Raw genomic sequence first — 16414 nt, 5'->3', positions numbered from 1 at the left:
GCGCCTGGCCAGCGTGGCGCCCACGGCCACCGCCTGCATGGCCGCCTCGAACCGCAGCCGGTCTTGAGTTCCGGCGCCGCTCACAGCACCGGCGGCCCAAAGTACCGCAGATGCGCCCGCAGCGCCTCCAGGTCCACCTCGCAGATCGGCCCTGAAAGGGTCAGGTGCACCAGGCGCGGGTCCGTGGCCGAGAGGGCCACATCGCTCACCGTGGGCCGGCCCATCAGCGCCGCCATGCGATCGCAGGGCCGCACCGTGCCAGCCTTCACCCGCACATCGTCCCCGCAGTCGTTGAGGCAGTCACAGCGCTCGCGGGAGTCCTGCGCGGCCGCGCCGGCGGCGGCGGGCGGCATCAGGGCCGCCCAAGGGGATGCACGGCCCTTCATCGCAGCACCCCGCCGCTCGCTGGAATGCTCAGGTGCTCCACGCCATCCAGCCGGCGCCCGGCCGCCTTCTTGCCGATGTAGGCAGACTGCTGGCCATCCTCAAACGCATGCCACCGTGGGCGATCGGTGAAGGGCGCGGAGCCTTCCAACACCAGCACCGGCCCGGTGATGCTGCGCGCCTCCCTCGCCGGCAACCACTCGCCCCACTGCTTGAACAGAAAGGGCACACCAGCCGCCGCGCACTGGTCGCGCAGGCCCCGGGCCCAGGCCGGGTGCATAGGCCGGGCCTTGTGGCCGCTCTCGCCGCCGCAAATCACCCAGTCGACGCCTAGTGTCGAAGGTACATACGCCTCGGCCTGATCACGGTTCAGCGCCGAAGGACCCTTCATCGCTTCGCGGACAGCGTGACCCCAGGGTAGCTGGCAGCCGCAGGCGCAGAAGCGTGGCAACTCAATGGGTCCGAGCATCGGCTCAACGCTCAGGAACCGCACAGCTGCCGGGGTGGCCAGCAGCTTGGGGATGTCCCGGTCGGCCTCGTCTTGGTTGCAGATCGTCGCCCCGATCCACACATTCGGCGGCACGTTGTCCCGCCAGCCCTCTCGCTGGGCCGTGTAGCCCCGCGTCGCTGTCTCCAACATCTCCGCCGCGTTGCCGATCCGCTTGGTCAGCAGCAGCCAGTCCAGGTTCGGCGTCTCCAGGATCAGGCTCATCAGGCTGATGCGCCACTGCACCGGCACCTCGTTGTCAAACACATCAGCCAGGCTGGCGCAGAACACCCGCTGCCGCCGGCCATGCTCGGCAATGAACTGGTCCGCCCGGGCATTCCAGCGCCGCGGCTGGGCCCAGTTCGCCTCGCTGGTGCGCATGCGCGCCTGGCGCGGGCCCCAGGCCACCCCCAGTGTCCGCGCCGGCGCGCTGCGGGCTGCATAGCAGTCATCGCAGGCCGGGCTGACCTGGGTGCAGCCAATCCAGGGGTTGAAGGTGCTGTCGCACCACTCGATCGCGGTGGTCTCACTCATGGCGCCATCGCCTCCACCAGTTCGTTGCTCAAACCGACCGCCTCGGCCGGCACATCAAAAAAGCCCAGCTGCCCCTTGCAGGGGAAAAAAGGCAGCGGCCGCGCCCGGGCCAGCACGAAGCCGAACGGGCCGGTGAACCAGGGCGAGTCGCTCTGGTCCACACAGTCCACGATCTCGGCCACGCCCACCACGCCGCCGCGCTGCAGGTCCTCGTAGGCTGGCAGGCCGATGCGCATGCGCACCGCCATGTCCAGCTCGAGGTCCTCGTAGTGCTTGCGGCTCAGCGTCAGGCCAGCGTGGATCAGCACCGGGCCGCGGTACTTGATGGCCCAATCCCGGTTCTCCACCGGCTTGTGGCCCTGCACGATCAGCCAGGCCCAGGGCTGGCGAATGGAAAGCGCCCTCATGTCTTTCCTTCCTGCGCCTTCGCAGCCTTAAGCCGATCTCGCTTGGCCTTGGCCCGTGCCAGGATCGCGCTGCGATTGGCCTGGTAGTACGCTCTCGTTTGAGCCTTGTACTTTTCCGGGTCGGCTTGGTAGGCCCGTTTCGCGTGGGCCAGCTTGTACTCGTTCATGGCCTTGCGATGCTTCTTGTCGTAGTCTTTCTTGTAGGCCTTCACCTTTTCCTTGTTCTTCTCGTACCAGGCCTGTCGCTTGGCCATAGCCACAGGGTCCTGGCGATCACGCTGATAGCGTGCGCGGGCCTTGGCCCGAGCCAGCTCCTTCTTGAGCTTCGCCGCATCCTCTGGGTCCAACCCGAGGCGGTTGATTTGCCTCGCATCACTGATCACCAGCCCGCTGATGCGCACGGTAACCTCGGGCGCCTTGGGCAGTCGGCGTGTCTGGGTCCCCAGAAGTTGTGCGAAAGGACTGGTGGCGCCCTTGGTGTTCGGGACCGCGCTCATGCCCGTGCTCCCAGGGCCGCCGCGGCCCAGCCGCTCGCCGGCTCGCTGTAGCCGCCAATGCCCGCCGACTTGAAGCCACCCACCACCGGGCCGCTCACCACCCAGCGGTGCGCCGGCGGCGCCGGCAGCACCACATGCTTGGTGGCCTCGGTGATGATGGGGTCGCCGGCGCTGCGGTTGCTGGCGCGCAGCTCGGCCTCGCGTTGTTCCTGGGCTCGGCGCTTGCTCAGGACCTCGCTCATCGCCACATCATTGCGGCCGCGCTGCGCCTGGCGCGGCACGTCCGGCCGCACGCTGGGCGTGTTCGGGGCCAGCAGCCAGGCCTGGGCATCTTCCAGCCGGGCAAACCAGCGCAGGAACTGGCTGCTGTTCTTTCCCTTGCCCGCCTTGTGCGCCAGGCCGGCATAGGTCACCCGGTTGGCCACGGTGTTGAGTTGCTGGCGGCACAGGTCCAGGCCCAGCAGCGCCATCTCGTCCAGGCCGAGCCCAGCGGCGCCGGCGGCGACGATGGCCTGGTGCATGCGGTCCGGGTTCGTGCCCGTCTTGAAGCCGGTGCGCAGCACCGGGGCATGGATACGTGCGCGGCTCATGATCCAAACCGCCCCATCGCTTCGTCCAGCGCCGAGTAGAGGCTGGCACCGCGGCCGATCACGGTGTCCTCGCCGTCCAAGATCTCCACGATCGGGCCGCCGCCCAACACCATTTCGTAGCTCAGGATCTTCAGGGAGTCCTGAGCCGCCATCCAGCTCAGGCGGCTGGTGTTCAAGCGGTGGTCTTCCTGCGTTTCATCGCCCGCCTTCGGCGCGCTGGCCGGGGGCGGGCTGGTTTTCAAAATCGCCGGGGCATTCATGGATTCGATCTCCTGGGGTTGTCGCCCTCGCGCCGCACCAGTCGGTGGTTCAGGCGCGTTCGGGCGGTGTTGAGTTGGGCATGGCACCAGTCGGCGCGGGCGATCAGGCCGGCCGCCATGGCGGGGTCACCGGGGCAGAGATCTGCCGCGCGGCGCAGTGCGAGCTCAGCTGCGTCCAGCTGGCTCACCAGCTCGGCCAGCGGGCTGCTGGCCGGAGCGGGATGGGGGGAACGGGCAAGCCCGTCAGGGGTGCGGGGCTCAGGCATCGCCGTCTCCTCGGTCTTCGGCGGTGTTCGTGAACACCGGCTTGGTGGCATAGAGGCCGTACTGCTCGAGCGCGGCCAGGTTCAGGCCCACCATGTGGCTCACCCGCTTGCCGGCCCAGCTCTTCTCCAGGTCGGCCACCTCGATCACATTGGCCGTGGCCAGCGCGCGCTTGAACACGCGATCGCTCTTGACCGGCAGCTGGTCCCAGAACTCTTTCAGGCTGGGCTCGCGGGCGATGTGGTCCATCACATGGCTGGTGCGCACCGCCAGGATCTCGACGTCATCACCGGCCTTGCAGAACAGGAAGGGGTAGCGGAAGCTGCCGCGTGCGATCTCGCTCAGCAGCGTCTTCACGATCCACACCCATGGGTGGCGTTCGCCCTCGGTGTCGCCAATGTGGCTGTTCATCTGGCGCGTCAGGTCGCCCAGAAAGTCGCCCTGCGACACATCGATGCCGGCGAAATCGCACAGCAGCGTCCAGCCCGCGCGCACGGCGCCGTAATTCGTGATCATCCGGGCCGCGCCGGCGTCATCGGCCGCGGCCGTGCTGCTGCGGGTCAGCTCCGCCATGCAGCGCTGGTGCAGCTCCTGCACCCGGGCCTTGGGGATGGTGCAGAGGTAGTCCAGCCACTGGCGCAGCGGGAACACAGGCAGATCCTCCGGCATCAGCGCGCCGCGCATCGCCTTGGTCAGCTGGTTGCGCACCACCTTGCCGGCCAGCGTGTCCACCGGCACATCCTCACCGGCCAGCAGCACCGGCGCGCACAGCAGGAAGTCCTTCAGGTCGGCGCCGCGGCGCGTGTGGCTGTACTGGTAGCACTCCTGCAGGTTGGCCACCGCCTTGTTGATCAGGTCCTGCTTGTTGGCGCTCAGCTCGCCCCAGCCCACCGGGTGGCTGGTGTAGCTCACCGAGGTCATGATCCGGAACTCGGTCTGCATCGTCTGCCGGCTGAACACCGTCATGCCGATCGAGCGCTCCAGCCGCTTCACCAGCGTGTCCTTGCCCACGCCCTTGTCCGCCTGCATCACGAAATGCGGCCAGAAGCCCAGGAAGGCCTTCAGGTGCGCCCCCAGGGCCCACACCAGCATCTGCAGCGCCCCATTGCCGGTGAAGGTGGCCTGGTAGGCATTGATCACCTTGCGCGCCGTGTCGGCCGGGCCGCTGGGGAACACCAGGTCGGCATACGGGCACTGCTGCGCCGGGTCTGAGAAATAGCAGTCCGGGCCCTGGTTCACCACCGGCTGGCCATTGCGCCAGGCCAGGCCCACAAAGTTCACCGCATCACGGGCGCCAATGTCGGCGGCCCGCTCCATGATGTTCAGCAGCCGGCTGAAGTTGGGCGAGCTGTACACCGGCCCCAGCTTCTTCCACACCTCGATGTTGTGCAGCTGCTCATCGCTCACCACGCGGCGCAGCAGCTTGGCGCCGTAGCGCGGAACCTGAACGCTGAGCGCAAAGATCGTGCGCGGGCTGGTGTCCACATCGCCGGTCATTGTGCTGGTGGGGCTGGCGATCGTGACGCGGCTCAGGCCGGCCACGCGGAAGCCGCACACGTTCTCCTGTCCCAGGATCTTTTCGCGCTCGGTCTCCTCGTCATTCTCAAACTTGGACACCCAGCTGGTGAAGTCCTCGCGGCAGCGATAGCGCCAATAGGTCTGTTGGTCATGGAACGGCAGCCACAGCCGCGGCTTGCCCGACCGCTCTTTGCCCGGCATGCCCGGGATCAGCCACGGCTCCAGCTTCTTCAGCGCGCCGGCCAGCTTGTCGGCGCCGTGCGCCTTGAGGTAGTCATTCACGCTGGCCACTTGCACCTGGTCGGCGTCCAGCCAGTCCTCCTGGTCCACCATCAGGGCGGGAATGTCCAGGTTCATCAGCGCCTCATGCACCTGCCAGCTGGCGCGCATGCCGGGGCAGTAGCCCTTGGCCTCGCCGGCCTCCAGCGGCTCACCGGGGCAGATGGCGATCACCACCTGTTTGCCGCGCATCAGCCGCCAGTCCACCGACCGGGCTGCCCAGGTCGCGCGCAGCGCCACAGCGCAGGTGTAGGGCAGCTTGCAGGCCTCCACACTCAGCGCATCCAGCGCCGTCTCCACCACGATCACGCGCTTGGCCAGGTCAAACTTCCGCCAGTCGCTGCACCACAGCGAGCCACCGCGCTCGCCATGGCTGGTGCCCTTGATGCCGCCGTTCTTCTCCGGCGCCAGGTAGTGCAGATCCACCGCCAGCGTGCGCCCGTCATCAAAGCTGCACACCAGCGCGGCCAGGGCCTCGCCGCCGTGGTGCATCTCGCCCTCGGCCTTGGCCGGGTTCGTGTAATCGTTCAGGCCCAGCGTGCCGGTCTCGATGGCCTTCATGCTCACCAGCTCCGGGATCCCCCGATCCGCCAGCCAGCCCTGCAGGATCAGCCGCTTCTCACCGTTGAGCATGGTGTCGCGCGATCGCTTGGCCACAAAGTCCAGCCGCGTCGGCTCGGGGTCCGGCTCGCCCTGGCCCGCGTCATCCAGCAGGCCATAGAGCTCGCAGATCACCGCCAGCGCTTCCACATCCTCCACACCCCGCGCCAGCTTGACCAGCTCGAGCGGGCCGCCCGTCACATAGTGGCCATCCGGGCCCAGCGAGGCCTCGCACTCCCAGCTGCTGAAGTAACCGCCCTGGGCCTTGAAGCAGCGGATCGAAGGCGCCCGACTGTTCGCCTTGGGGTTGCGGAATCGGCCCTTGTCGCCGGGGCGCTCCAGGCCCAGGCGAATGGCCAGGTCCTCGCAGTCCACATTGCGCTCGACCTGTTCAATGAGTGATGGCGGCTGATCTGTTGTTGTTGTCATGTCATGAAGGCCACTGCTGCCGCCATCGGGCCGCAGAGGAGGTAGTGCTGGGGGTGTGAGGGGGTAAGAAGAGGAAGGGGCCCAGAGGCCTCAGAACAAGGGCGGCGTGCTGGCCTCGCAGCGCTGCTGCTGGCCCAGCTGCTTGCTGTAGACCGCATCCACCGCGGCGCGCACGGCGGCCTGGTAGGCGTGGCGGGCGTCAGGGCGGCGGCCGATCAGGCGGAACCAGTGCCACACATCGCGCTGGGCCGGGCGCGGCACCATGCGCCAGTGCACCAGGCACATCAAAAAACCGGGCCGCACCAGGTGCTGGCAGCCCTCGGCGGCGCAGGGGGCGCTGGCCATTCCGGCCCTGTTGGAACCCATCGATGGCTGATTCATACGATACCTCGCATCAGGTTCTGCATCGCCACCATGCCGTCCAGGCCGGGGTAAGGCAGCTCGATCTCGAACATCCAGGTCATGGGCTCGCCGGCGGCGTCATGGCCCCGGCGGGCCACGCCCACGCGGTACACGCTGGCGTCCGTGCGGCTCTGCGCGCCCACCGCCATCACGCCCAGCTCGGGCTTGTGCAGCAGCTCGCGCAGGGCGCGGCGCGCCACCGGTTCACCGGCCAGCCGGTACTCGCGGCCGCGGGCGTTGAAGAGCACCAGCTGCGCGATCACCAGGTCGGCCAGCTCGTTGTCGATCGCCGTCTCGCTGAACGGCAGATCGGCGCCCAGATCGGCCCGGCTCAGCCAGCCCGAGGCCAGGCCCAGCCGATGCAAGAGCTCGGCCCGGCAGCTGCGGCGCACCGGGGCGGTCACAGCGCATCACCCATGATGGCCATGGCCCGGTTGACGAAGCGCTGGAACACTTCGTCCGCCGGCAGCGGCTCGATGCGCTTGATGCCCATCGGCCGCAGCGTTCGGTGCAGCTCGGGCCAGCAGCCGTCTGGATCCACGCCCAGGTCATCGCGCTCGCAGCGCAGCGCCTCGCGCTCCGCCACATTGATCAGCACCACCTCGGCCATGTCCAGGTGCAGCCGAAAGCGCCGCTCGATCGCGCAGCTCAGCTTGGCGATCACCTGGCCCAGGGCGCCCGGGGCCAGCTGGTCGACCGCGGCTTTCACCGGGCCGACCATGCCGCCCATGTACGCCTGGTGGGCGCAGCGCAGCAGCGCGCCCATCAGGAACTCGGGCCGCGGCGCCGGCAGGCTGCGGAAGGCAATCTGCTCAACCAGCAGCGCATGCTGGCCCACGCTGTAGTCGGCTTTGCACTGGCCCGCAAAACGCGGCGTGCGGCTCAGGCCCCTGGCAATGTCGATCAGGTGGATCTGCTCCGTCTGCGGGTCAAAGCAGTTCAGGCGCAGGCCGGTGAAGGTCGGCACGTAGGGGGTGGGCATCGAAGGGGTCGCGTACATCAGGCAGCCCTCCCGCTCAGGTTGATCACTGCCAGGTAGCGCGCCGGGCCCAGGGCCAGCATCACCATCAGCTCGGCCAGCGGCCGGCCCGTGGCCTGCACCATCACCCGCCGCCGGCGGCAGGCCTCGTCCACATGGGTCACTTTGAAGGTCATGGTGCGGGCGCCTCCTCGGTGGTGGCGGTGGTGGCGGGGGCGCTCGCCAGATCGGCGTCCTCGAGCACGATGTACTCAGGCAGGCCCTGAGCGTCGAGCTCCTTGCACTTGGCTGCGGCCTGGCCGGGCGCCACATAGAACACCCAGGGGTGGCCGTAGTAGCAGCCCGGGCCGTCCTCGCCTCGCTCGTCCAGCTCCTCGCGGATCTCGCGCAGGGAGTCGGACAAGCGCTGCCGCTCGAGCTCCTGCAGAACGTCGTAGCGCGCATCGCTCAGGGCGTTGATCAAGACGGTCAGGCTGTCGAGGTCGAGGCGCACGCGGCAAGTGAAGGCGTCCAGCCCCACCTTCATCAAAACCTCCCTTGCACCCTGGAAGCGGAGGATCTCGGCCTCAGCCGAGAGATGCAGCTCCTCCAGCTCAAAGGCGTAGGCTGCTCGCGTGAGGTTGAAGCTGGTGCAACCATCCCCGCCGTAGTACTTCTGATCGGGGTGGCTGTCGGCCGTGTACGGCGCCGTGTAGCTCCACACCGGCACCTCCACCTGGGGCACAAAAGGCGGGTTCATGCGGCGGCCCTCCCCTGCTCGGCCATGGCCTTGGCCAGGCGCTTGGGCATGCGGCGGCCGTCCACGCGCTGCAGCTCGCGCACATACTCCTCGCGGGCCATCTGGGTGTAGATGCCGGTGCTGGACAGGCTGCTGTGGCCCAGGGCCATCTGCACCGTCTTCAGCGGGTTCTTGCCGTCGCTGCGGCGGATGATGTTCATGCCCCGCGTGTGGCGCAGCCAGTGCACCGAAATGCGCGGGTCCAGCCCGGCGTCCTTCACCCACAGCTTCAGGCGGGCCTGGTAGCTGCGCACCGAGAGGCGGCAGCCATCGCGCCCGGCAATCAGCGGCGCCGGCGAGCCATCGGCCGGCGGATCTTCAGCGCGGGCCATGAACAGCAGCGCCGCCAGGCACTCGCGCACGGTCTGGTCCACCAGGTACTCGTGGCCTTTCTTGCCACCCTTGCGCTGTTCAGCCTTCACGATCAGCCAGCCCGTCGCCAGCGCCTGCTCGGCCTGGTCGCGGGTGATCAGGCTGAACTCCGTCACCCGCGCACCCAAGGCAATCAGCAGGCGGATCCAGTGATAGTCCCGCTGCGCCAGGGGGCAGCGGTAGGCCTTCACCTTGCGCAGCAGCTGCTGCTGCTCCGCCTCCGTCATGTATCGAATCGTTCCCATGAAACACCTCACCTTCGCCGTTAGAGGTCATTGAAGAAAGCACCTGCAGGCCGAAGAACACCGCGGCAAACAGGGCTGCACCCAGCCACGCCTTCATGGGCGAGGTCTCGGATCTGCTAGGTCCTGCGCTGCTGGCGGGCAATAAGGGCGCCGCGTGCGCAGTTCAAAAACGTTCGTGCCCGCTGCGGGTCGGCCAGCAGCTCCTCGAGCGACCGGGTGCGCTGGCGCCAGTAGCTGCTGCTCAGGCGCAGCCGCTCGGCCTCCTCCCACACATGCTCGGGCGCTGGCTCCAGATGCAGGGCGCTCTGCCCGCGCGGGGCGCCGGGCCGCTGTCTTTGCAGGGGTTTGCGTGTCGGGGACATGGGTTGCAGGCCTCCTCGCATCCAGGGCCCGCTTCAGCGCAGGGCCGAACAGAAACAGCATCTGCGCCACCACACCGGCGCCGCCCAGGCCCTGGCCCTCGGCCAGGCCATGGCGCACCGTCAGGCCGGCGCGCGGTGCCGGCGGCGGCAAGGCATCAGCGCGCGGCGGCATCGTCTTCATCCACGTAGTCCTCAAGCCGCGCCACCAGCGTCATCAGCGCACTGACCACATCGAAGGCTTCGCCCCGGATCAGGTTCAGCGTCTCGCGGGTGAAGCGCTTGTTCTTCATGCCCTGCCCCAGGGCCACATGGAACTCGCCGCTCTCGGCGCCGAACTGGGTGAGCAGCTCCACCAGCGCCTCGTCTGAGGTGTTCTCGTAGCGGGCGCAATCGAAGCAGGCCCGGCCGAACAACTCATTGAGCGCATCGATCACGCTCAGGTCCTGGCAGAAGTGCGTCACCTGGATCACATCGCGCAGCGTGGGCTGGTTGTGCGTGTCGTCGCCGGCGTCCGCCTTGTTGTAGAGCGTGCCCACCTTCATGCCCATGAACTGCGCCAGCTCCTCGAGCTTGTCGGTACCGCGCCCCATCACCAGGCGGCGGAAGGCCTCGTACACATTCACCCCGCGGCTGCGGCGCAGTGCGTAGTTCTTGCTCATGGTTGAGCCCTCCGCACCGCTTCATTTGCCAGCGTCACACGGGCGGCCGACACTGCAGGCCATGCAATCGAGCCACGCATCAGCGAGCCCCCCTAACTTGAACGCCGCGCGTCACGCCCTTGGCGTTGCCGAAGCTCGCCTCCAGGCGCACGCGCAGCTCGGCGCTGCGGGTGCGATCGCTGATGCGCGCAGCCTCATCCAGCTGGCGCAGCAGTGCCAGCGGCACCTTCGCCACCAGGGGCTTGGTTTCTTTCTTCGGGTCGGTTTTCTTCATGGCGCTCGGTATTACCGGGTGTGAATCAGTATGCATCATGATGCATCATGAATCAGAATCACGCAATAGGCACGCCTAGAATTCGTGCGGTGAACACGCATTCGAAAATCAAGGTCAGCGACATCCCGCCAACGACCCTGCGGCTCAGCCCTGAGCTCAAGGACCGGCTGACGCGGGAGGCGATGATCAACAGACGCTCGCTCAGTCAAGAAGCGGAGTTACGTCTGGAGCAGAGCTTCCGCCCTGCAGGCGAGCTCGAAGAACTACCGGCCTTCCAGATGAAGGAACACCTGCCGGCCTACAGCACAGCCTCCACCCTCACCGACTCGCAGCGCCTCCTCATCAGCCTCTTCGCCAAGATGCCGACTGAGAAGCAACTCGCCCTCATCACCCTCCTACAGCGTTGATTCGCCTCCCGGCGCCGCTGTCACACCAGCCAGTGCGTTATCCCTAAGTCGCTTAGGCCTTTGGAGCCGTGGTGAATGTGGTATCTCTTCCACAGAGAAATGTAAAAAAGCCCGCATCAGCGGGCTTTCGTTTGAGTGCCGAACGGTCTAAATCGAAGCGCAACGGTCCGGAGTCTTCGGAATGGAAACCTTGTCGCTAACCTGATGAGCCGAGACCGTCGAAGCACCACACAAATTCACTTCCTCGACGTTCTCGTCGCCTCCGCCTCCGCAGCCTGTCGAGACAAGAACGACAAAGATCGAGAGGAAGGTCTGAAAGAACAGACGGCGAAGCGTTTCAGAGTGCAGATTCATCGTGAGGTCCTTCGTAGCGCGGCAGAGCGTCGAGCTCTTCCTTCGTTGTAGCGGCCTGGATCTGGCGCAGCAAATGACGCAGCGCCTCTTTCTCAGCCAGCAGCCCCGAAAGGCGCAGCGTGGCCGCCTCCGGTACCGCCTGCCCCAGCGCCTGCGCCACCGCGATCTCTGAGCTGGGCCGAATCACCCGCGCGTCCAGGCTGGCCAGCGCCGCCAGCAGCGGCTCGCTGGCCTGCAGCTTCAGCGCCGCCAGTGTGGGCACCGGCACCCAGCGCCGAAGCGGCTCGCTCCAAGACCAAGCGACCCAATCGCTGTCGGCCGGCGCCGGCGGCTGGTACTGCACCACCACCGGGACCACGGCATTCCCAAAGTCATCAGGCCTCATCTCGACGCGATGGCCCAGGTGATCCACCTCGCCCTGCAGCCAGGCCTCGCCGGGCGCGGAGTTGATAGAAAGCAGTTCCTGCGAGGCGGTGGTGATTCGCTTCCCAGTGATCTCACCGGTAGCAGGGATATAGGCTGAATAAGTGTTGGCCATGGCGTAGCGACTCCGAGGCTCAGCGCTTCACCAGGAAGCAGGCAGCGCGCACGTTCTGCACTCCAACGATGGCAGGCCCCCCGAACGAATGGGACTCATAGGCCACAGATACGGTCCAGGCTGTGTTCCCTCCCGGGTAAGCGAGCGTCACCGTGGAGCTCGGCGCGCCGGTCTTGATGTAGCTAACAGCAAGCTCGGTACCACCCTGCACAACACGACACTTGAGCACCAAGTAGCGGCCACCGCCAGACCCCCAGTCGCCTCCAGACTGGCTGTAGAACTCGCCTGTGAAGGTCACCTCCAGTTGCCCGGCGAAGGCACTGGAGAAAGTACCGGACGGTAGTCCCATGGCTTAGGTCGCGTTGGAGTAGGCGATGCCTGCAGCATCGAAGAAGTTGATGAACTCGGTCGCTGCGTTGGCGCTGAGCTCGCTCGTAGCTACGGAGCCAGGGCCGACAAAAGGACGCCAGACCCCGCTAAGCAGTTTGAAGGACCGGCCGGAGCTCGGAATCAACCATGTCGATTCGTTGTTCGCGCCTGCGGGCGTGCCTTCCTGTACGTAGGTGAATGGCTGAGAAGCGATATTCACGCCCCAGGTGGCGCCAACAGTCGCGCCGGGCTCCGCACCGGGGCTGTACTGCGTGGCCACCGGCCCGCGCTCGACTTGGACCCGATCACAAACAACCGTGCCCACCGTGTTGCTGGTGCCGCCCTGGTGATACAAGCCCACCACGATGTAGCGCATCTGCGCCTCTGCCGGCAGTGTCAGCGTGGCGCTTCCACGGCTGCCAGCCTGGGCCTGGCCAGAGCCGTTGACCGTGACGGTGTAGCCAGTCCAGATGCCGCCCACATCCATGCAGTAGAGGTACAGCTGCGCATACTGCCCAGCAGCTGCCGAGGCGCCGTCTTGCCAAACATCGCCGCTGATGGTCAGCTGCTCGCCAGGCAACAAGCCAAAGCGGTTGCTGTCGGGTGTCTTGATGTAGGCCAGAGTGAAGCCATAGAGGCCCGGTCCTGCACTGCCTGAGGTGGGCCCCCAGATCATGTTCACCCCACCGGCCGAGCCGAAGACAGCCGCGATCTTGTTGAGCAGCGTCTGGCGGGCGCTGTAGTAGTCCGCCCACTTGACGCGATCCACCGCCGGAACGATCAAGGTGTCTTGCGTCGTGTCGCTGTAGGCCGGCGTGAGGCCGACCAGGTAGACACGCAGCGCTTCCTTGGCGTTCGCCCACGCGGTGCGTTCGGTGGTGATGCCCAGCTGCGCAGCCTGCGCATCGATGCCGGGGCCTTCGTTGTAAATGTCCAGCCACTTGGCGATCACCTCGGGCTTCTCGCCGCGCGCCAGCACGCCGTCGCTGTCGATGGCCTGCAGCCGCACCAGCGCCGCCGACGCATTGCTCGCTGCAGCAGTTGCCGTCTGCGAGACGGTCGCCACATCCGTCACATCTTCGATTTTGAAGTCGCTCAGATAGTGGCGAGCGCTGCCACCCCCGTTGAGGTTGGGTGCATAGTTGCAAATGGCGATGAGCTTGACGCCAGCCATGCCAGCGGGAACAGGAAAGCCAGTGCCAGCGCCGAACTCGGCGCTGTAGTCCGTCACCGAGGTGCTGGGCGTGCTCCCGATCAATCCGAAGTAGGACCAAGTGCCACCACCCCAGCCGCCGGACACCGGGACATGCATCACGCCCTCGCCTGCGGCGTTGTGCCAGTACACCCCCAGATACATCGCGCCTGCCGCCACATTGGCAAAGGCCTTGGCCGACACGCGATAGCGCCGCAAGGGGCTGACCGGCACGATCCGCACGCTTTGGACGTTGGCCTCCACGCCCGCAGCCACCGAGCCCACCGCCGTGCCCCCCGGCACACCAGCCACCCCGGTGACAAACGCCCCGCCGACCCACTCTGAAGGCAGCGAGCACTCCGGATCCGCATTCAAAGCACCGCCGCGCGGCAGGCCCATGTAAATGGTCCGGTCCACCAGCGCCGGCACCCACACCGGCGTGCTCTGGTTCCCGCTGCTGTCCAGGTGCACCGCCCAGATCTTGTAGCTGCCCTGGGCTGGCCAAAGCCAGTCGTAGGTGCTGGCCGGGCCCACATTGGCCAGCAGCGTCGACGCGGCCCAGCTGGCGCCCACGCGCAGCACGGTCTCGGCATAGTCCGCATCGGGGCACGGGGTCCAGGTGATGCGCAGCGCGCCGGGCACCAGGCCCACGGCCAGGGCCTGCACCGGGTCCGGCGCGGCCGTCTTGCCCACATGCAGCACCGTGGTGGACGCCCAATCGCTGCGCGCCCCCATACCGTTCACCCAGCGAGCGCGCAGCACATACAGCTGCTGCTCCTCCAGCCCCAGCACAAAGGCCTGAGTGCTCGACCCTGCCGCATCCGGCGCCCGCTGCCAGGTGGTCTCCGATTGGCGCCGGTACTCGATCTGCAGCGCGCCCGTGCTCAGCACCAGGGCGTCCGCGCTGGCCGTGTAGGCGAGCTTCACCCGCGCCACCACGGTGCCGTCGCCCTGCTTGAGCAGCGTGGCCGAGCCGCTGCTGGCCACCAGGCCGGCCACAGGCGCCACCACCCAGGGGTCGACCAGGCGCGTGCTGGTGGGCGCCAGGCTGGCGGCGGCATCGCCCATGTCCCAGACGCTCGGGTCATCCTGCTGCAGCGTCAGCATCACAGGCTTGCCCACGGTCCACTCGCGCTTCACCACGCGGAACACCTGCTGCACCATGCCCAGCTTGCTCAGCGAGACACGCACACGCTGGCCCGGCTTGAGGCGCAGCGCGCGCCGCTTGGCCGGGAACACCAGCACTTCGCCGCGGGTCTGCTCCACCGTGATCCGCGCCAGCTGCCAGCAGCGCCAGATCTCGTCGCTGAAAGGAAAGCTGCGCGAGTCCCACAGCGAGCGGCCGCCGTCCTCGGCCACCAGCGCGGTGTTCTGATAGGGCGGGTAGTCGGTCAGCTCGCCGTACTTGAGCGGGTCATAGAACTGGCCGCGCAGGCTGTTGATCACCTCATGCCCCGGCAAGCCAGGCACCGACTCGACAGAACCCAGGCAGTCGGCATCGCTCAGATCCATCACCGGCGGCGTGTACACCCCCGCCTGCAGCGACCACATGCCCCCGGTGCGCACCGCATTGCCGGCCATGGCCTGGCACATCAGCTCCAGGGTCTGGTCGGGGTCGGCATCCGATCGCACCACCCCGTTGATCGTGAAGCGCGGCGCCTGCTTGGTCTCGGTGTGGTTGTCCGGGAACTTCACCACGTAATCGATCTGTTCAGCGCACACGTTCGCAGCGGCGTTCACCGCGGCCGTGTCGACCTGGGCGGCCGCGGCCCCCTTGCCCCACTCGGCCTGGATGAAGTCGTCCACGCACAGCGCCGCGTTGGCCGTCCAGGCGGTGGTGGCGGTGCGAGGGTCATAGACCTTGCGGCCGCGAATCTTGGCGCGCGCCTCCAGCGGGCCGCCCTGAAACTCTTCATCGTTCAAGTCGTAGCGCACCACCGAGTAGCACAGGCCGCGGCCGCGGTCGGTGGCCTTCCAGTCCGCGGGGCAGTCGCTCAGCAGGCCGGCATCGGCCGCCTGGTCGGCCGTGCCGAGGTGGTGGCGCACACGCATGGTGGGCGTGGCCACCTGGGGCACCTCGTAGTTGACCCACACCCTGCGGTTGGCCCAGGTCGCCACAAACTCGGGCTTGACCGTGATGCGGCCGCCCTCACCACCGGCCAGGTGGGTCAGCACCACATCGTTGCGGTACAGGATCTCGGGGTTCGCCTTGTCTTCGGCCAGGCAGATCAGCCGCACTGGGTAGCGGTCCAGATCCACAGTGCCGGTGGCCGACAGCGTCACCAGCTCAGAGTCAGAGTCGGTGCCTTCGCCGGCCCACTTGCCGGCGTTCACATGCCCCGACGCACCCACCGACACGCTCTTGCCGGCCAGCGTGAAGTCCAGGATGGCCTCGCACTCATGCGCGGCCCAAACGTACACAACATGCTTGTACTGGTCCTTGTCGCCGCTGGTCAGCACGGCCGCCACCATCACCGGGCTCACCCAGGTCTCGCCGTAGATGATCTGCCAGGGGGCACTGCCGCCCTGAATGGTGGTCATGCGGTCCTGCAGGGCCGCGTTGTAGGCGTCCTTCGCCCGGTTCTTGGCCTTGCGGGCCTGGTCCTGGCCGTAGAGGTACTGTCCGATCACCAGGGCCGCGGCCACGTAGTAGGCGCCATACGTCACCGCCGCGGTGATGGCCAGCGGGATCAAGATCGGCATGGCCAGCACCAGCGCACCGCTGGGGCCGTCCATGCCCACGCTCAGGCCCACGGCCAGCAACACGCATCCCAGGGCGAAGCGCAGGGCCAGCTGCTGCCAGGTCTTCAGCGCCGTCTTCATACCTTCCAGGCCTCCAGCACCCGCGCCATGGGCACGCACTCCAGCCCTTCGGCGCCCGGGGCCATGGCCTCATCGCCCAGGCACACGCCCAGCACCGGCCAGCGCCCCTGGCCGATCAGCACCAGGTCGCCGCGGCTGGCCAGCGCCGGCGCCACCGGCGGCAGGCCGGCCCGCCACATCACCTGGGCCGCGCCGCCCAGCTGGCGCAGCGCCCGCAGCGCGGCCCAGGCCGTGCGCCGCTTGGGCTTGCGCAGCTCGATCAGCAGATCGGCCCCGGTGAGGGCCAGGCACACATCGGCCACCCACAGCGCGCAATCCACACGCCCCCAGCGGAAAGGCTGGTTCAGCTGCTGCTGCACCAGGTCATTGAGGCGGTGGGGCCAGTTCGGCAAGCGTGAAGTCATGGCGGGG

The 16414-nt window shown here is 67.5% G+C and carries 23 protein-coding genes; 1 reads left to right on the top strand and 22 read right to left on the bottom strand.

Features of this window, described 5'->3' with window-relative positions; translation table 11 throughout:
• Nucleotides 1–80: 80 nt before the first annotated feature.
• The 17 genes from OOB33_RS10745 to OOB33_RS10665 form a co-directional block, all read right to left on the bottom strand.
• Complete coding sequence (locus tag OOB33_RS10745) at nucleotides 81–386, bottom strand: hypothetical protein (protein WP_271008658.1); 306 nt, start codon at nucleotides 384–386, stop codon at nucleotides 81–83.
• Nucleotides 383–1405, bottom strand: coding sequence for a phage Gp37/Gp68 family protein (locus OOB33_RS10740; RefSeq protein ID WP_271008657.1), 1023 nt, complete (start codon nucleotides 1403–1405; stop codon nucleotides 383–385). The genes OOB33_RS10745 and OOB33_RS10740 overlap by 4 nt, the downstream gene beginning before the upstream one ends.
• Entirely contained in the window at nucleotides 1402–1812 is a 411-nt protein-coding gene (locus tag OOB33_RS10735) for an ASCH domain-containing protein (protein WP_271008656.1), read from the bottom strand. Before OOB33_RS10735 ends, OOB33_RS10740 begins: the two co-directional genes overlap by 4 nt.
• Nucleotides 1809–2309 carry a hypothetical protein gene (locus tag OOB33_RS10730; protein WP_271008655.1) on the bottom strand — a complete coding sequence of 167 codons (501 nt, stop codon included), beginning with the start codon at nucleotides 2307–2309 and terminating at the stop codon, nucleotides 1809–1811. The genes OOB33_RS10735 and OOB33_RS10730 overlap by 4 nt, the downstream gene beginning before the upstream one ends.
• The gene (locus OOB33_RS10725) at nucleotides 2306–2899 is read right to left on the bottom strand and encodes a hypothetical protein (RefSeq protein WP_271008654.1); all 594 of its coding nucleotides are present in this window, start codon (nucleotides 2897–2899) and stop codon (nucleotides 2306–2308) included. Before OOB33_RS10725 ends, OOB33_RS10730 begins: the two co-directional genes overlap by 4 nt.
• Nucleotides 2896–3159 carry a hypothetical protein gene (locus OOB33_RS10720; protein ID WP_271008653.1) on the bottom strand — a complete coding sequence of 88 codons (264 nt, stop codon included), beginning with the start codon at nucleotides 3157–3159 and terminating at the stop codon, nucleotides 2896–2898. Before OOB33_RS10720 ends, OOB33_RS10725 begins: the two co-directional genes overlap by 4 nt.
• Nucleotides 3156–3425 carry a hypothetical protein gene (locus tag OOB33_RS10715; RefSeq protein WP_271008652.1) on the bottom strand — a complete coding sequence of 90 codons (270 nt, stop codon included), beginning with the start codon at nucleotides 3423–3425 and terminating at the stop codon, nucleotides 3156–3158. Before OOB33_RS10715 ends, OOB33_RS10720 begins: the two co-directional genes overlap by 4 nt.
• On the bottom strand, nucleotides 3418–6249 hold the full coding sequence (locus OOB33_RS10710) for a toprim domain-containing protein (RefSeq protein WP_271008651.1): 2832 nt from the start codon (nucleotides 6247–6249) through the stop codon (nucleotides 3418–3420). Before OOB33_RS10710 ends, OOB33_RS10715 begins: the two co-directional genes overlap by 8 nt.
• Nucleotides 6250–6339: 90 nt before the next feature.
• Entirely contained in the window at nucleotides 6340–6594 is a 255-nt protein-coding gene (locus OOB33_RS10705) for a hypothetical protein (RefSeq protein WP_271008650.1), read from the bottom strand.
• A 32-nt stretch (nucleotides 6595–6626) separates the two neighbouring features.
• Nucleotides 6627–7055, bottom strand: coding sequence for a hypothetical protein (locus tag OOB33_RS10700; protein ID WP_271008649.1), 429 nt, complete (start codon nucleotides 7053–7055; stop codon nucleotides 6627–6629).
• The gene (locus OOB33_RS10695) at nucleotides 7052–7651 is read right to left on the bottom strand and encodes a hypothetical protein (RefSeq protein WP_271008648.1); all 600 of its coding nucleotides are present in this window, start codon (nucleotides 7649–7651) and stop codon (nucleotides 7052–7054) included. Before OOB33_RS10695 ends, OOB33_RS10700 begins: the two co-directional genes overlap by 4 nt.
• Nucleotides 7651–7806 (bottom strand): hypothetical protein, encoded by a 156-nt coding sequence (locus tag OOB33_RS10690; protein ID WP_271008647.1) that lies wholly within the window; start codon nucleotides 7804–7806, stop codon nucleotides 7651–7653. Before OOB33_RS10690 ends, OOB33_RS10695 begins: the two co-directional genes overlap by 1 nt.
• Nucleotides 7803–8369 carry a hypothetical protein gene (locus OOB33_RS10685; protein WP_271008646.1) on the bottom strand — a complete coding sequence of 189 codons (567 nt, stop codon included), beginning with the start codon at nucleotides 8367–8369 and terminating at the stop codon, nucleotides 7803–7805. The genes OOB33_RS10690 and OOB33_RS10685 overlap by 4 nt, the downstream gene beginning before the upstream one ends.
• Nucleotides 8366–9025, bottom strand: a complete 660-nt coding sequence (locus OOB33_RS10680) for a tyrosine-type recombinase/integrase (RefSeq protein WP_271008645.1) — start codon at nucleotides 9023–9025, stop codon at nucleotides 8366–8368. Before OOB33_RS10680 ends, OOB33_RS10685 begins: the two co-directional genes overlap by 4 nt.
• A 116-nt stretch (nucleotides 9026–9141) precedes the next feature.
• Complete coding sequence (locus OOB33_RS10675) at nucleotides 9142–9387, bottom strand: hypothetical protein (RefSeq protein ID WP_271008644.1); 246 nt, start codon at nucleotides 9385–9387, stop codon at nucleotides 9142–9144.
• Nucleotides 9388–9542: 155 nt separating this feature from the next.
• Entirely contained in the window at nucleotides 9543–10046 is a 504-nt protein-coding gene (locus tag OOB33_RS10670; RefSeq protein ID WP_271008643.1) for a phage regulatory CII family protein, read from the bottom strand.
• A 79-nt stretch (nucleotides 10047–10125) separates the two neighbouring features.
• Nucleotides 10126–10320: a hypothetical protein gene (locus tag OOB33_RS10665; RefSeq protein WP_271008642.1), complete on the bottom strand. Its 195-nt coding sequence runs from the start codon at nucleotides 10318–10320 to the stop codon at nucleotides 10126–10128.
• A gap of 47 nt (nucleotides 10321–10367) precedes the next feature.
• Between OOB33_RS10665 and OOB33_RS10660 the strand changes: the two genes are divergently transcribed.
• Nucleotides 10368–10727 carry a TraY domain-containing protein gene (locus tag OOB33_RS10660; protein WP_271008641.1) on the top strand — a complete coding sequence of 120 codons (360 nt, stop codon included), beginning with the start codon at nucleotides 10368–10370 and terminating at the stop codon, nucleotides 10725–10727.
• Between the two features lie 147 nt (nucleotides 10728–10874).
• Here OOB33_RS10660 and OOB33_RS10655 read toward each other — a convergent pair whose 3' ends face one another.
• From OOB33_RS10655 to OOB33_RS10635, 5 genes are read right to left on the bottom strand one after another with little or no spacing between them, the layout of a single operon-like run.
• Nucleotides 10875–11081, bottom strand: a complete 207-nt coding sequence (locus OOB33_RS10655) for a hypothetical protein (RefSeq protein WP_271008640.1) — start codon at nucleotides 11079–11081, stop codon at nucleotides 10875–10877.
• Nucleotides 11065–11619: a hypothetical protein gene (locus tag OOB33_RS10650; protein WP_271008639.1), complete on the bottom strand. Its 555-nt coding sequence runs from the start codon at nucleotides 11617–11619 to the stop codon at nucleotides 11065–11067. Before OOB33_RS10650 ends, OOB33_RS10655 begins: the two co-directional genes overlap by 17 nt.
• Nucleotides 11620–11638: 19 nt before the next feature.
• Nucleotides 11639–11968: a hypothetical protein gene (locus OOB33_RS10645; protein WP_271008638.1), complete on the bottom strand. Its 330-nt coding sequence runs from the start codon at nucleotides 11966–11968 to the stop codon at nucleotides 11639–11641.
• 3 nt (nucleotides 11969–11971) lie between these two features.
• On the bottom strand, nucleotides 11972–16003 hold the full coding sequence (locus OOB33_RS10640) for a hypothetical protein (RefSeq protein ID WP_271008637.1): 4032 nt from the start codon (nucleotides 16001–16003) through the stop codon (nucleotides 11972–11974).
• On the bottom strand, nucleotides 16000–16407 hold the full coding sequence (locus tag OOB33_RS10635; RefSeq protein WP_271008636.1) for a DUF6950 family protein: 408 nt from the start codon (nucleotides 16405–16407) through the stop codon (nucleotides 16000–16002). Before OOB33_RS10635 ends, OOB33_RS10640 begins: the two co-directional genes overlap by 4 nt.
• Nucleotides 16408–16414: the final 7 nt, after the last annotated feature.

Origin of the sequence: Paucibacter sp. B51, assembly GCF_027863535.1 — a bacterium.
In the GTDB taxonomy this organism is placed as follows: domain Bacteria; phylum Pseudomonadota; class Gammaproteobacteria; order Burkholderiales; family Burkholderiaceae_C; genus Paucibacter_A; species Paucibacter_A aquatilis.
This window is presented reverse-complemented; position numbering and strand designations above follow the sequence as displayed.

Excerpts from the sequence above, each read along its gene's own strand:
- OOB33_RS10745 (WP_271008658.1), bottom strand. The coding sequence starts at position 386 with ATGAAGGGCCGTGCATCCCCTTGGGCGGCCCTGATGCCGCCCGCCGCC.
- OOB33_RS10740 (WP_271008657.1), bottom strand. The coding sequence starts at position 1,405 with ATGAGTGAGACCACCGCGATCGAGTGGTGCGACAGCACCTTCAACCCC.
- OOB33_RS10735 (WP_271008656.1), bottom strand. The coding sequence starts at position 1,812 with ATGAGGGCGCTTTCCATTCGCCAGCCCTGGGCCTGGCTGATCGTGCAG.
- OOB33_RS10730 (WP_271008655.1), bottom strand. The coding sequence starts at position 2,309 with ATGAGCGCGGTCCCGAACACCAAGGGCGCCACCAGTCCTTTCGCACAA.
- OOB33_RS10725 (WP_271008654.1), bottom strand. The coding sequence starts at position 2,899 with ATGAGCCGCGCACGTATCCATGCCCCGGTGCTGCGCACCGGCTTCAAG.
- OOB33_RS10720 (WP_271008653.1), bottom strand. The coding sequence starts at position 3,159 with ATGAATGCCCCGGCGATTTTGAAAACCAGCCCGCCCCCGGCCAGCGCG.
- OOB33_RS10715 (WP_271008652.1), bottom strand. The coding sequence starts at position 3,425 with ATGCCTGAGCCCCGCACCCCTGACGGGCTTGCCCGTTCCCCCCATCCC.
- OOB33_RS10710 (WP_271008651.1), bottom strand. The coding sequence starts at position 6,249 with ATGACAACAACAACAGATCAGCCGCCATCACTCATTGAACAGGTCGAG.
- OOB33_RS10705 (WP_271008650.1), bottom strand. The coding sequence starts at position 6,594 with ATGGCCAGCGCCCCCTGCGCCGCCGAGGGCTGCCAGCACCTGGTGCGG.
- OOB33_RS10695 (WP_271008648.1), bottom strand. The coding sequence starts at position 7,651 with ATGTACGCGACCCCTTCGATGCCCACCCCCTACGTGCCGACCTTCACC.
- OOB33_RS10690 (WP_271008647.1), bottom strand. The coding sequence starts at position 7,806 with ATGACCTTCAAAGTGACCCATGTGGACGAGGCCTGCCGCCGGCGGCGG.
- OOB33_RS10685 (WP_271008646.1), bottom strand. The coding sequence starts at position 8,369 with ATGAACCCGCCTTTTGTGCCCCAGGTGGAGGTGCCGGTGTGGAGCTAC.
- OOB33_RS10680 (WP_271008645.1), bottom strand. The coding sequence starts at position 9,025 with ATGGGAACGATTCGATACATGACGGAGGCGGAGCAGCAGCAGCTGCTG.
- OOB33_RS10675 (WP_271008644.1), bottom strand. The coding sequence starts at position 9,387 with ATGTCCCCGACACGCAAACCCCTGCAAAGACAGCGGCCCGGCGCCCCG.
- OOB33_RS10670 (WP_271008643.1), bottom strand. The coding sequence starts at position 10,046 with ATGAGCAAGAACTACGCACTGCGCCGCAGCCGCGGGGTGAATGTGTAC.
- OOB33_RS10665 (WP_271008642.1), bottom strand. The coding sequence starts at position 10,320 with ATGAAGAAAACCGACCCGAAGAAAGAAACCAAGCCCCTGGTGGCGAAG.
- OOB33_RS10660 (WP_271008641.1), top strand. The coding sequence starts at position 10,368 with ATGAATCAGAATCACGCAATAGGCACGCCTAGAATTCGTGCGGTGAAC.
- OOB33_RS10655 (WP_271008640.1), bottom strand. The coding sequence starts at position 11,081 with ATGAATCTGCACTCTGAAACGCTTCGCCGTCTGTTCTTTCAGACCTTC.
- OOB33_RS10650 (WP_271008639.1), bottom strand. The coding sequence starts at position 11,619 with ATGGCCAACACTTATTCAGCCTATATCCCTGCTACCGGTGAGATCACT.
- OOB33_RS10645 (WP_271008638.1), bottom strand. The coding sequence starts at position 11,968 with ATGGGACTACCGTCCGGTACTTTCTCCAGTGCCTTCGCCGGGCAACTG.
- OOB33_RS10640 (WP_271008637.1), bottom strand. The coding sequence starts at position 16,003 with ATGAAGACGGCGCTGAAGACCTGGCAGCAGCTGGCCCTGCGCTTCGCC.
- OOB33_RS10635 (WP_271008636.1), bottom strand. The coding sequence starts at position 16,407 with ATGACTTCACGCTTGCCGAACTGGCCCCACCGCCTCAATGACCTGGTG.